Origin of the sequence: Shinella daejeonensis (assembly GCF_024281235.1) — a bacterium.
Lineage (GTDB): Bacteria > Pseudomonadota > Alphaproteobacteria > Rhizobiales > Rhizobiaceae > Shinella > Shinella daejeonensis.
Genome location: NZ_JAHWXY010000004.1, coordinates 117912 through 130049 on the forward strand (window position 1 = coordinate 117912; position 12138 = coordinate 130049).

A 12138-nucleotide genomic window follows, 5' to 3' on the forward strand; every position below is an offset into this window, starting at 1 on the left:
AGGCATTTTCCATTCCCTTGCCGACTCCGTCGGCGTCGAGGGTTGACAGGTTTCGCCGTGCTTTGCCATCACTCGGCGCGAGAGTGCAAAAGCGGACAGGGCCGGCATGGACGAGAGCGAAAAAGGAACCGTCATCGTCATTGCGAGCCATGTGGTGCGGGGGTCCGTCGGCAACCGGGCCTCGGTCTTCGCACTCGAAACGCTCGGTCATCCCGTCTGGGCGGTGCCGACGGTGATCCTGCCGTGGCATCCGGGCCACGGGCGCTCCACGCGGATCACCATCGCGCCGGAGGAATTCGATTCCATGATCGGCGATCTCATCCGCGCGCCGTGGCGCGGCCAGGTGCGGGCGGTGCTGTCCGGTTATCTCGGGAATGCCGCGCAGGCCCGTTCGGTCGCCCGGCTGGTGACCGCGCTGCGCGGCGAGCGGCCGGACCTCCTCTATCTTTGCGATCCGGTCTGCGGTGACGGCGACGGGCTCTATGTCCCGGAGGAAACGGCGCTGGCGATCCGCGATCATCTCGTTCCGCTCGCCAGTATCGCGACGCCGAACCGCTTCGAGCTTGCATGGCTTTGCGGGCGGACGCTCGGCACCAATTCCGAGATCGCGGAGGCGGCGCTTGCGCTCGGCCCGGCCCGCATGCTCGTCACGTCCGCCCTGCCGATGATGGCGGGCTGTACCGGTAATCTCTATCTGTCCGGCCGCGATGCGCTGCTTGCGGAGCATCGGCTGGTCGACGATCCGCCGAGCGGGACGGGTGACCTGCTCGCCGCGATCTTCCTTTCCAGGCTGCTGGAGGGAACGGCGGAAGATCAGGCGCTGGCGCTGGCCGTCGCGAGCGTCTTCGAGATCGTCGCGCGCTCGGCAACATGCGGCGCGGACGAACTGATGCTGGAAAGCAACGCCGCCAGCATCGTTTCGCCGATGGCGGCGGTGCAGCTTCGCCGGCTCATGCAGCCGGCACGATTGCGCCGGCCGTGACGTCCATTCTTTCTTGCGTCGTGGTCCCCGGGTGATTTATGCAGGCGCGAACGGTCGCCGGCCGGCCGATGGCTCACAAAGGATCCGCACGACATGAACCGCTTTCCCGAACGCCTCCTCAATGGCTATCGCAACTTCATGTCCGGACGCTTCAGCGAGCAGCAGAAGCGCTATCGCGCGCTGGCGGAAACCGGGCAGAAGCCGAAAACGCTGATGATCGCCTGTTGCGATTCGCGCGCGGCGCCGGAAACCATCTTCGATGCCGGCCCGGGCGAGCTGTTCGTTATCCGCAATGTCGCCAATCTGGTGCCGCCCTACGAGCCGGACAGCCAGTATCACGCCACGTCCGCCGCGCTCGAATTCGCGGTGCAGTCGCTGAGGGTAAGCGATATCGTGGTCATGGGGCACGGTCGCTGCGGCGGCATCAAGGCGGCGCTCGATCCGGACGCCGGACCATTGTCGCCGGGCGATTTCATCGGCAAATGGATGGGCATGCTGAAACCGGTCGCCAAGCAGATCCAGGAGGCGGGCATCCTGACGGCAGGCGAACGCCAGCGGGCGCTGGAACGGGTTTCCATCCGCAATTCCATTACCAATCTGCGGACGTTTCCCTGCGTGCGCCTGCTCGAGGAGCGTGGCCGGCTCACCCTGCACGGGGCCTGGTTCGACATTTCGACCGGTGAGTTGTGGATCATGGACGCCGGGACCGGCGATTTCCTGCGGCCCGACCCCTGAGACCACGCAGAGGAAAAACCCGGTGCGCGGTCGCACCGGGTCAGATCAAGCCCGAATTGTCCGGATGGCGGCGAGGTCTGGAGCGGTTCCGGGTTTCACAGAAACGGTAGAACCGCTCTATCTCTTTGTCTTAGCCGCATTTCCGGATGCAAAACCGCTTCGCGCTTTTGCTGGAAACACTCTAGCGGCCGTCGATTTCCGCGCCGATGATGGCGATCGCCTGCTGGTAGACGCTTGCGGCGTTCCAGCCCTGGAGCGCGGCGAAATTCGGCTGGCCCGGCTGATAGCCGGCGCCGGGCGCCCAGCCGTGGCCGCGCAGGAAATTCGCCGTGGAGGCGAGCGCGTCGGCGCGCGAGCCGACGAGGTCGATACGACCGTTGCCGTCGCCGTCGACGCCGTATTTCAGCACGTTGGCCGGCAGGAACTGGGTCTGGCCGATCTCGCCATGCGCCGCGCCGCGCGCGGCGGGGCTGAGAACGCCCCGCTCGACGAGCTGTACGGCGGCGTTGAGCTGGGTGGTGAAGAATTCCGGACGGCGGCAGTCGTAGGCCAGCGTGGCGACGGCCGAGAGCGTATGCTCCTTGCCGAGGAAGCCGCCAAAGCCCGTCTCCATGCCCCAGATGGCGAGCAGCGGTCCCGCCGGCACGCCGTAGCGTTGCTCGATGCGCTTCAGAAGCGTGGCGTGCTGCTGTTTTAGGCTCTTGCCGCGACGGATGATTGTCGTGGCGCCGCGCTTCTGCATGAATTGGTCGAGCGAGAGCCTGAAGCTCTTCTGGCCCCGGTCGGCGCGGATCGTCGCCCGTGCGTAGCTGACATTGGCAAAGGCCTTGTCGAGCGTCGAGCGGCCGACGCCCCGGCCTGCGGCGTCGCGCTTGTAGGCTTCGATCCAGGCGGGAAATCCGCCGGCATCGTTGCCGCATGCCGCCGCCTTGGCGGCCGCCGGCAACATCATCATCGCCATCAGTGCGGCCGCCGTGCCGGCCAGGCCCTTTTTCATCCTCATGAGAAACCCCGTGATCCGTATCGCCATCATGCGATACTGCGCCAAATCTGTCACAGCATTCCCGCTCTTGGCCTACTTCCGGTGAAGCCGGCCCGAAGGGGAACCCCGCCGTTTCCAGGAGGAAACAGCGGGATATTTATTTCAAATTGCTTACGAAAATCTGATCAGGCAGCCTGCTTCTTGGCTTTGATGAGGCCGCGGGCGACCAGAAGTTCCGCAATCTGGATGGTATTGAGAGCCGCGCCCTTGCGCAGGTTGTCGGAAACGACCCACATGTTGAGGCCGTTTTCGACCGTGGCGTCCTCGCGGATGCGCGAGATATAGGTGGCGTCCTCGCCGGCCGATTCGTAAGGCGTGATGTAGCCGCCGTCCTCCGGCTTGTCGATGACCTGGCACCCCGGCGCCTCGCGCAGGATGTCGCGGGCCTCGTCGGCGGTGATTTCCTTCTCGAACTCGATGTTGACCGATTCGGAGTGGCCGATGAAGACCGGCACGCGCACCGCGGTGCAGGTGACCTTGATCCTGGGGTCGAGCATCTTCTTCGTCTCGGCCAGCACTTTCCACTCTTCCTTCGTGTAGCCGTCCTCCATGAAGGAATCGATATGCGGAATGACGTTGAAGGCGATGCGCTTGGTGAATTTCTTCGTCTCGATCGGGTCGGCGACGAAGACGGCGCGGGTCTGGTTGAAGAGCTCGTCCATGCCGTCCTTGCCGGCGCCGGAAACCGACTGGTAGGTCGATATGACCACGCGCTTGATGGTGGCGCGGTCATGCAACGGCTTCAGCGCGACGACGAGCTGGGCGGTCGAGCAATTCGGGTTGGCGATGATGTTCTTGCGGGTGAACTGGGCGATGGCGTCCGGGTTGACCTCCGGCACGATCAGCGGCACGTCGGCGTCGTAGCGCCAGGCGGAGGAATTGTCGATGACGACGCAGCCCTGCGCGCCGATCTTCGGCGAATACTTCTGGGAAATCGTGCCGCCGGCCGACATCAGGCAGATGTCGGTGTCGGAGAAATCGTAGGTTTCGAGATTCTGCACCTTCAGCGTCCTGTCGCCGAAGGAAACTTCGGTGCCGATGGAACGGCTCGATGCGAGGGCGACCACCTCATCGGCGGGAAACCCGCGTTCGGACAGGATGTTCAGCATCTCGCGGCCGACATTGCCGGTCGCGCCGGCGATTGCGATCTTGAAACCCATTGCAAAGCTCTCTTTCTCTGTCTCTCCGCGGTTTCAGGAGGGGAAACCCGCTGCCCAGGACGCGGGATCCGGTCCCCGGCCTTGCCGGGGAGAGAGCGGCGGGCCAGAGACGTCAGACGGCTTTCGTCGTCGTTTTGGCCGTTGTTTTGGAAAACGATGCGCAATGGCGGGCCCGCCCGGCGTTGAAGGCCGGGGCGATCATGCTGGCGATGGCTAGACCAAGGCGAAACACGGGAGCTCCTTTGCGTGGGTGCTCAATACGCCGATCGCCGCAAGAGTCAAGTCCCGGCGGGAGGATGCGGCGAAAAGCCTTCCGGTTTCGGCCAGCCCCGGTCGAGGCGGAAGAGGACGTTCCGCCGGGCGAAGAGGAAGGCGATGGCGATCGCCGTCCAGAGCCCGAGGAGAAGGCCGGCGGCGACATCGCTTGGATAATGCGCGCCGACCACCACCCGGGAGACGCCGATCGCCAGCGCGCCGAGGACGAAGAGCGGGCGCAGGCGCGGCGCCAGCATGGCCAGCGCGCCGAACAGGGCGCCGACGGCGGCGGAATGGCCGGACGGAAAGCTGTGATAAAGGTTGTCGGGCGTGAAAGGCGCCAGACTATAGGCGCCAAGTTCGGCAAAGAGTTCCGGCCGCGCCCGGCCGATCAGCAGCTTGGCGGCATGGACCAGCGCGCTGGTCGCGCCGATGGTCAGGAAGACATAGAGCGAGGCGCGGGCGATGGCCTGCATGGTCGCGGCGAACGGGCCGTTGCGGCCGATCCGATGGAGGCCCCAGGCGAGGAGAGCGACGGCCGCCGAAGCGCCGATCATCCAGCGGAAGGTGCCGAAATCGGTGATGGTCCGGTTGAAGGCGACGATGGCGTCGGGTAGCGCCTGCGCCCGCATGGAGAGTACCGGATCCAGCGGCGCCAGCGCGGGAATGAGAATGAGCGTGGCGGCGAAAAGCCAGAGCGGCGACGTGGCGAAGGGACGTTTCATGGGGCCTTCCGGTTGGTGGAAGGCTTCATGGCCGGTCAATCGGCGCTTTTCAAGGGCGCGGAAACGCAAAAAGCTCCCGGCCGGGGCCGGGAGCTTGCGAAGGGAGGCGTTTCTTCAGGCCGAAAGTCGCCGGAAGGCGGCGAGAATCGCGTCGCCCATCTCGACGGTGCCGACCTGGCGGCAACCCTCGGCCATGATGTCGCCGGTGCGAATGCCGCCGTCGAGAACCTCGGCGATCGCCTTTTCCAGATTGTCGGCTTCCCGGACCAGGTTGAAGGAGTAACGCAGGCACATGGCGAAGGAGGCGATCATGGCGATCGGATTGGCGATGCCCTTACCGGCGATATCCGGCGCCGAACCGTGCACCGGCTCGTAAAGCGCCTTGCGCTTGCCGGTCCTGGCGTCCGGGGCGCCGAGCGATGCCGAGGGCAGCATGCCGAGCGAGCCCGTCAGCATGGCGGCGACGTCGGAGAGCATGTCGCCGAACAGGTTGTCGGTGACGATGACGTCGAACTGTTTCGGCGCGCGCACGAGCTGCATGCCGCCGGCGTCGGCCAGCATGTGATCGAGCGCCACGTCGGAATAATTGCGCTTGTGCGTGTCGCTCACGACCTGGTGCCAGAGCACGCCGGACTTCATGACATTGCGCTTTTCCATCGAGCAGACGCGGTTGCCGCGGGTGCGCGCCAGTTCGAAGGCGACGCCGGCGATGCGCTCAATCTCGTAGGTATCGTAGACCTGCGTGTCGATGCCGCGCTTCTGGCCGTTGCCGAGGTCGACGATCTCCTTCGGTTCGCCGAAGTAGACGCCGCCCGTCAGTTCGCGGACGATCAGGATATCGAGGCCCTCGACCAGTTCGGCCTTGAGCGACGAGGCGGCGGCGAGCGCCGGATAGCAGATCGCCGGACGCAGGTTCGCGAAAAGCTTCAGGTCCTTGCGCAGGCGCAGCAGGCCGGCTTCCGGGCGGACTTCATAGGGAACGTCGTCCCATTTCGGACCGCCGACCGCGCCGAACAGCACGGCGTCGGCGGCGAGCGCCTTTTCCATGTCGCCTTCCGAGATCGCCGCGCCATGGGCGTCATAGGCCGACCCGCCGACGAGGCCCTCGTCGGTCGTGAAGCCGGCATCGTGCTCGGCGTTCATATAGGCGATGATCTTGCGGACTTCCGCCATGGCTTCCGGGCCGATGCCGTCGCCTGGCAGGAGAAGAAGATTGCGGGTCGTCATGGGATTTTCCTTGATATACCGAAGGTCACGGAAGGGTTGCGGGCTTCTTAGCGCAACTTCCGTTCAAGGAAAATCGCCGGAAAGAAAGATTTTTGCGCGGGCTTCACGCCCGCTCGATTTGCGCAAGGCGCCGCGACGTCCATCGCGACCGGCATTTACCGGCCGGATGGGCGTTCAGGCGATGATAGCGGCGCGGAGAAGGCTCAGGCCCAGGGGCGGGACGCCGCGGCCTGCTTTTCGAAACCGTCGATGGCGGAGACCTTTTCCAGCGTCAGGCCGATGTCGTCGATGCCGTTCAGCAGGCAGTGGCGGCGGAAGGCGTCGATCTCGAAGCCGATGCGGCCGCCGTCGGGGCCGGTGATTTCCTGGGCTTCCAGATCCACCGTCAGAACGGCATTGGAGCCGCGGTCGGCGTCGTCCATCAGCTTGTCCAGCTCTTCCTGGCTGACGACGATCGGCAGGATGCCGTTCTTGAAACAGTTGTTGTAGAAGATGTCGGCGAAGCTCGTGGAGATGACGCAGCGGATGCCGAAATCGAGCAGCGCCCAGGGCGCGTGCTCGCGCGAGGAGCCGCAGCCGAAATTGTCGCCGGCGACGAGGATCGACGCGTTCTGGTAGGCAGGCTTGTTCAGCACGAAATCCGGATTCACGCTGCCGTCTTCATTGTAGCGCGCCTCGGCGAAAAGACCCTTGCCGAGACCGGTGCGCTTGATGGTCTTGAGGTAATCCTTCGGAATGATCATGTCCGTGTCGACGTTGACGACGGGAAGCGGCGCGGCGACGCCGGTCAGCCTGACAAATTTGTCCATGCGGATATCCTCGAAATCGGTAATGTCGGTTGATCCAAGCGTTTAGATCAGTTTCCGCGTGATTTGAAGGGGAAACTTCCCGGCAGCGGGCGGGCGGACGCAAAAAGCCGGGCGCGCGCTGCGCCCGGGCGGTGCCTGCCTGGCAGGGCGAGCCGGCTTAAAGGTCGATGATCGTTCCCCGGCCGTCGTTCCAGATGCGCGGTTCACGCTGTCCGGCGGCATGGCGACGGGCGGTGGCCCGAACGGGTTTCGGCTGGAGGCGTGCGGCAAGCATGCTGCCGATCACGACCACGGCGGCGATGCCCGCAAGGGCAAGGCCCAAGGAGGCCGCGAACAGGAGCGTCGCGCCGGCGATCAACATGGTGAAAACGGTGAAGGCGATGGAACGGATACGCTGCATGGTGGAGCCCTTTCTCTGAAGAGCAATGTGGGGGGTGATTTTGTCCTTTGCAAGGCTCGATCGCAAAGCGCTTGCCGGCTGCGGCAAAGCACGGCAAAAGAGTGCATGAACAGAACGTCCCGTCACCATCCGCTGCGTCTGCGCCGTTCGCTGCTGAGCGTTCCCGCCGGCAATGCGCGGGCGCTCGCCAAATCCGCCGGGCTCGACTGCGACGCGGTGATCTTCGATCTGGAGGATTCGGTGCTTCCGGAGAGGAAGGCCGAGGCGCGGGAAGCGCTTGCCGCCCATTTCTCCGCTCTCGACCGGTCGGGCGCGCGCGAGCACGTCATCCGCATCAACGCGCCTTCAGGGCCGGACGGGGCTGCCGATCTCGACCTGGCGCTCGCCTGCCGGCCGGATGCCGTGCTGCTGCCGAAAGTGTCGACGCCGCAAGAGGTGCTCGCCATCGCCGACTGGTTCAGCGAGGCCGGAACCGACGACGGGCCGCGACTGTGGGCGATGATCGAGACGGCGGCGGCGCTCCTCAATCTGGCGGCCATCGCCGAGGCCGGGCGCACCCGCGGCAGCCGGCTCGATTGTTTCGTCGTCGGCCTCAACGACCTGCGCAAGGAAACCGGGATCGCCGATATTCCCGGCCGTCCCTTCCTCGTCCCCCTTCTCCTTCAGGTTATCGTGGCGGCGCGGGCGTCCGGGCTCGACGTTATCGACAGCGTCTTCAATGATTTTTCCGACACGGACGGGCTGGAGGCGGAATGCCGGCAGGGCCGCCTGATGGGTTTCGACGGAAAGATGCTGATCCACCCGGCGCAGATCGCGGCGGCCAACGACGCCTATGGCGTCGGCGAGGCCGAGGCCGCGGAAGCGCTTGCCATCGTCGCCGCCTTCGGCGCGCCGGAGAACGCCGGCAAGGGCGTCGTCAGCCTGCGCGGCCGCATGGTCGAGAAACTGCATGCCGAACAGGCCGAGCGTGTTCTCGCCAGGGCCGACCTGATCAACGAGAGGAAGAAGAAATCATGAAGGTCTATCGTTTCCTCACCGGGCCGGACGACGCCTCCTTCTGCCACAAGGTGACGCTGGCCCTGAGCAGGGGCTGGGAACTGCACGGCTCTCCAAGCTATGCCTATAACGGCGCGGCGCGGCAGATGCAGTGCGGTCAGGCGGTGGTGAAAGACGTTCCGGGCCGGGATTATTCGCCGGATATGAAGCTTTCCGAGCAATAGAGCATTTCCCGCAAAAGTGCGAAGCGGTTTTGCGTCCGGAAATGCGGCTAAGAGAGGTTCTGCCGAACCTGGGAAAACCGGAACCGGCCTCGGCAGACGGGCGGCCCGAGGCCGGAAAGCCCCTCCTCCGGATTTTTACCCGTGACGGCGCTGGTGGCGCGCGTCAGCCCGCCGCAATCTCGGCGCTTGCCTCGATACGCTCCATGTCGTCGTCCGACAGGCCGAAATGATGGCCGATCTCATGAATGAGGACATGGCTGATGATATCGCCCAGCGTTTCCTCGTTTTCCGCCCAATAGTCGAGGATCGGGCGGCGGTAGAGCGTGATGCGGTTTGGCATCTCCCCGGTCTCGACGGTGAAGCGCTCGCCGATGCCGCGACCTTCGAAAAGGCCGAGAAGATCGAAAGGGGTTTCGAGCGCCATGTCGTCGAAGACGTCGTCGCTCGGAAACTCCGAAATCTCGATGATGAGGTTGCCGGTCAGCGCGCGGAAATCCTCCGGCAGATGGCCATAGGCCTCAAGCGCCAGCGATTCGAACGCGCTGATCGTCGGGGCATGACGCGTGCGCCAATCGTCGGTCAGGTCAATCTGGGCCATAGATACTCCTTATGCCCGTCATATAGACGATTTCTCCCGTTTTTCGAGAGTTGAATTCATCTCTTCCAATGCTTGGCGGCATCGCGCCGGCGGCCCGTCCGGGAATCCCCTCGAAAGGGGCGATGCAACAAAATGTGATCGGCGACCGAAAATCCGCGGAACCCGGCTTTTGGACGAGAAACCATGCTCTAAGCGCATGAAAATACGATATCTTTTGTCAAGTTTAGAAGCAATCTAAAAAACTGTGTCAACGTTGCTGACATGTTTATTCTTGACAGGAAATATCTTCTTTTGCTTAATCCCGGAAATTCAGACGGTTGCGCATGGCAGGCAAGACAAAATGCTGGTTTGCAGTTGTAACTTCATTACCGAACAGGAAATCATCGAGACGATCGACAGCCTCCTTGATGAGGACTGTTGGCAGCTCATCGTGCCGGCAAAAGTCTATCATGCGATGCAGAAGCGCGGCCGTTGCTGCGGCTGTTTTCCCAACGTCGTCGACATCATTATCCGCACCACCGAGAACTATCACGCCCGTCGCCACTCGACGGATGACGAGATATTTGATTTCATGACCCGCCTCAAACAATTCCATGAAGAAAACAGGAGAGCGGATCTTGAAAGGCGACAAAAAGGTCATCGAGCAGCTTAACGAAGCGCTCTATCTCGAACTGGGCGCCGTCAACCAGTACTGGCTCCATTACCGCCTTCTCGAAGACTGGGGCTACACGCTTCTCGCCAAGAAGGAGCGCGTGGAATCGATCGAGGAGATGCACCACGCCGACAAGCTGGTCACGCGCATCATCTTCCTTGAAGGGCACCCCAATCTTCAGACGGTGGCTCCGCTTCGCATCGGCCAGAACGTCAAGGAAGTGCTGGAGGCCGACCTTGCCGGCGAATACGACGCCCGCACGGCCTACAAGAAGTCTCGCGACATCTGTCACGAGGCGGGCGACTACGTCAGCATGAAGCTGTTCGAGGAGCTTCTAGCGGACGAGGAAGGCCATATCGATTTCCTCGAGACGCAGCTCGAATTGCTGGACAAGCTCGGCGAGGAAAAATACGGCCAGCTTAACGCCGCTCCGGCCAACGAAGCGGAATAGGGTCTTCCGGACCTATTTGCAGATTGCGAAATCCCCGGCTTGTCCGGGGATTTCCTGTTTGGGGGGCGTGAAAGGCTGGCCGGCCGCCGTGATCGCTCGCCGCCGGCAGGACCGGTTCAAGGGGCAAGATGCGCAAAGGTCGCGACGACGTCCTCATAGACCTTGCGCTTGAAGGGAACGATCAGCTCCGGCAGGTCGCGCATCGATTTCCAGTCCCAGGCGTCGAATTCCGCCGTATGGCCGCCCGGCGGCGGATTGATGGCGATCTCGTTCTCGCTTCCTTCGAAACGGAAGGCGAACCAGCGCTGGGTCTGGCCGCGAAACCTGCCCTTCAGGCCGATGCCGACAAGCTCCGGCGGCAGGTCGTAATTGATCCAGCGTCCGGCATCCGCGATGAGCGTGACGCTTTTCATGCCGGTTTCCTCGTAGAGTTCCCGATAAGCGGCCTCCAGGGGGTCTTCGCCCTTGTCGATGCCGCCCTGGGGCATCTGCCACAGTTGCGGCGAGCCGTCATATTCCGAATTGCCGACCGGTATGCGCCGACCTGCCCAGACCCTGTTGGCGGCGTTCAGCACCATGATGCCGACACAGGGGCGGTAGGGCAGATCCTCGGCCCGAACCGCCTTGCGCTTTTCCTTGCCCGTGAAATCCTTGCCCATGAAAAATTCCTATCGTTTCGCGGGGATTCCGGCCAGTGCGGCCGCGCCGACGATCTCGATTCCGCGGCCGCTCGCCTCTTCGCACCAATCGCGGATCGCGTCCACGCTTTCATCGAAGGCGGACGCGATGCCGATCGCCGTGCCGTTGCGCCGTGCCAGCCGCTCCAGTTCGTCGAGCTTGCGCAGGATGGTGTCGTGCGAAAGCTCGCCGTCGAGCTGGAGATCGGCAACAGCGTAGGGCGCTTCGATCGCCCCGGCGATGGTGCCGGAGAGCGATTGCGCCGAACTGCCGTCGTCGAGGAAGAGCAGGCCGCGTCCGGCGATGTCGCGCATGACCGGCTCCAGCGCGTCGGCATCGGCGAGGAAGCGGCCGCCCATGTGATTGACGATGCCGGTATAATTGGTGAGGCGTCCCATGGCGCGATGCAGGTCGGCCAGGTTCCGTTCCGCCTTGCGGCCGACCTGAAGCGTATAGGGACCGGGATCGCTGTCTGCGGCGTCGAAGGGCTCAAGCGGCATCTGCAACAGGATCTCGTGGCCGCCGCGCCGGGCTTCCTGCATCCAGCGCGGCAGGCTGTTGCCGCTGGCGGCGAAGGCCAGCGTGACCTCCCCCGGCAGTTCGCGAATGGCGCGTTGCGTGCCGGTCTGGCTGAGGCCGAGGCCGCCGACGACGATGGCGATCCGTGTCGCCCGCGCGCCGGACCAGGGGCGGGCGTATTGCTCCATCGGGCGCGTGCCGTCGCTGCCGACGATCGGCAGGCGGCCCTCCGGCGTATCCTCCAGCAGGTCCTCGTTGGGGAAGGCGGCGGATCGCGGATCCTGTCCGATGCGGCTCGCCTCGATGACGAGCGGTCCATCGCCGTTGCGCGGGCGTGGCTTGAAGGTCCGGACGATCGCGCCGTCGTCGGTCACCGTGCGCTCGACGCCTGCGCCGGAAAGTCCCGTTTCCCGCCGCACCCCGCCGGGGCCGCTGTCAGGCCCGCCCGGCGGTGTCGCCGCCTCGGTCCCGGGGCCGGGAACTATGGCGGAAATTTCCGGCAGGGCGGTGCGCAGCCCGCTCGGAAGGAGTGCCGTCCAGGTCGAAAAGCCGATCATTGCGATTGCGGCGGCGGCGAAAAACACCCCGCCCGCTGACAACCGCGAGGGGGCCGGGGCCGGCCTTGGCTTGCGGTCCTGGCCGAGAGGTGCGTGGATGTCTGTGCCCAAGGTCGGTCCGTGCCGGC

15 protein-coding genes are annotated in these 12138 nt (G+C 64.3%); 6 read left to right on the plus strand and 9 right to left on the minus strand.

From position 1 onward, the window contains the following. The first annotated feature begins 106 nt into the window (after positions 1-106). The gene (pdxY, locus tag KYK29_RS13255) at positions 107-982 is read left to right on the plus strand and encodes a pyridoxal kinase PdxY (RefSeq protein WP_254691379.1); all 876 of its coding nucleotides are present in this window, start codon (positions 107-109) and stop codon (positions 980-982) included. A gap of 93 nt (positions 983-1075) precedes the next feature. Continuing rightward, positions 1076-1717: a carbonic anhydrase gene (locus tag KYK29_RS13260; protein ID WP_254691380.1), complete on the plus strand. Its 642-nt coding sequence runs from the start codon at positions 1076-1078 to the stop codon at positions 1715-1717. 181 nt (positions 1718-1898) lie between these two features. Here the strand turns inward: KYK29_RS13260 and KYK29_RS13265 are convergent, their stop codons facing one another. From KYK29_RS13265 to KYK29_RS13290, 6 genes are all read right to left on the minus strand, one after another. Continuing rightward, entirely contained in the window at positions 1899-2720 is an 822-nt protein-coding gene (locus KYK29_RS13265) for a lytic murein transglycosylase (protein ID WP_254691381.1), read from the minus strand. 164 nt (positions 2721-2884) lie between these two features. Next, the gene (locus KYK29_RS13270; protein ID WP_254691382.1) at positions 2885-3919 is read right to left on the minus strand and encodes an aspartate-semialdehyde dehydrogenase; all 1035 of its coding nucleotides are present in this window, start codon (positions 3917-3919) and stop codon (positions 2885-2887) included. A gap of 278 nt (positions 3920-4197) precedes the next feature. Further along, the gene (locus KYK29_RS13275; RefSeq protein WP_254691383.1) at positions 4198-4899 is read right to left on the minus strand and encodes a phosphatase PAP2 family protein; all 702 of its coding nucleotides are present in this window, start codon (positions 4897-4899) and stop codon (positions 4198-4200) included. 114 nt (positions 4900-5013) lie between these two features. Beyond that, positions 5014-6126 carry a 3-isopropylmalate dehydrogenase gene (gene leuB / locus KYK29_RS13280; protein ID WP_254691384.1) on the minus strand — a complete coding sequence of 371 codons (1113 nt, stop codon included), beginning with the start codon at positions 6124-6126 and terminating at the stop codon, positions 5014-5016. Positions 6127-6329: 203 nt separating this feature from the next. Beyond that, positions 6330-6935: a 3-isopropylmalate dehydratase small subunit gene (gene leuD, locus KYK29_RS13285; protein ID WP_254691385.1), complete on the minus strand. Its 606-nt coding sequence runs from the start codon at positions 6933-6935 to the stop codon at positions 6330-6332. Between the two features lie 157 nt (positions 6936-7092). Continuing rightward, positions 7093-7335 (minus strand): hypothetical protein, encoded by a 243-nt coding sequence (locus KYK29_RS13290; RefSeq protein WP_254691386.1) that lies wholly within the window; start codon positions 7333-7335, stop codon positions 7093-7095. A gap of 105 nt (positions 7336-7440) precedes the next feature. Between KYK29_RS13290 and KYK29_RS13295 the strand changes: the two genes are divergently transcribed. Further along, positions 7441-8352, plus strand: coding sequence for an HpcH/HpaI aldolase/citrate lyase family protein (locus tag KYK29_RS13295; RefSeq protein ID WP_254691387.1), 912 nt, complete (start codon positions 7441-7443; stop codon positions 8350-8352). Next, positions 8349-8555 (plus strand): DUF1737 domain-containing protein, encoded by a 207-nt coding sequence (locus KYK29_RS13300; RefSeq protein WP_254691388.1) that lies wholly within the window; start codon positions 8349-8351, stop codon positions 8553-8555. The genes KYK29_RS13295 and KYK29_RS13300 overlap by 4 nt, the downstream gene beginning before the upstream one ends. A gap of 163 nt (positions 8556-8718) precedes the next feature. Here KYK29_RS13300 and KYK29_RS13305 read toward each other — a convergent pair whose 3' ends face one another. Beyond that, positions 8719-9153 (minus strand): metallopeptidase family protein, encoded by a 435-nt coding sequence (locus tag KYK29_RS13305; RefSeq protein WP_254691389.1) that lies wholly within the window; start codon positions 9151-9153, stop codon positions 8719-8721. A 271-nt stretch (positions 9154-9424) separates the two neighbouring features. Here KYK29_RS13305 and KYK29_RS13310 point away from each other — a divergent pair, with 271 nt between their 5' ends. Both KYK29_RS13310 and bfr read left to right on the plus strand, forming a co-directional pair. Next, a complete protein-coding gene (locus KYK29_RS13310) occupies positions 9425-9805 on the plus strand; it encodes a (2Fe-2S)-binding protein (RefSeq protein ID WP_437437254.1) in 381 nt (126 codons plus the stop codon). Continuing rightward, positions 9771-10256, plus strand: a complete 486-nt coding sequence (bfr, locus tag KYK29_RS13315; RefSeq protein ID WP_254691390.1) for a bacterioferritin — start codon at positions 9771-9773, stop codon at positions 10254-10256. Before KYK29_RS13310 ends, bfr begins: the two co-directional genes overlap by 35 nt. A gap of 116 nt (positions 10257-10372) precedes the next feature. Here the strand turns inward: bfr and KYK29_RS13320 are convergent, their stop codons facing one another. Together KYK29_RS13320 and KYK29_RS13325 are read right to left on the minus strand one after the other, a co-directional pair. After that, on the minus strand, positions 10373-10915 hold the full coding sequence (locus KYK29_RS13320) for an RNA pyrophosphohydrolase (protein WP_254691391.1): 543 nt from the start codon (positions 10913-10915) through the stop codon (positions 10373-10375). 9 nt (positions 10916-10924) lie between these two features. After that, positions 10925-12121 (minus strand): divergent polysaccharide deacetylase family protein, encoded by a 1197-nt coding sequence (locus KYK29_RS13325; RefSeq protein WP_254691392.1) that lies wholly within the window; start codon positions 12119-12121, stop codon positions 10925-10927. Between the last annotated feature and the right edge of the window lie 17 nt (positions 12122-12138).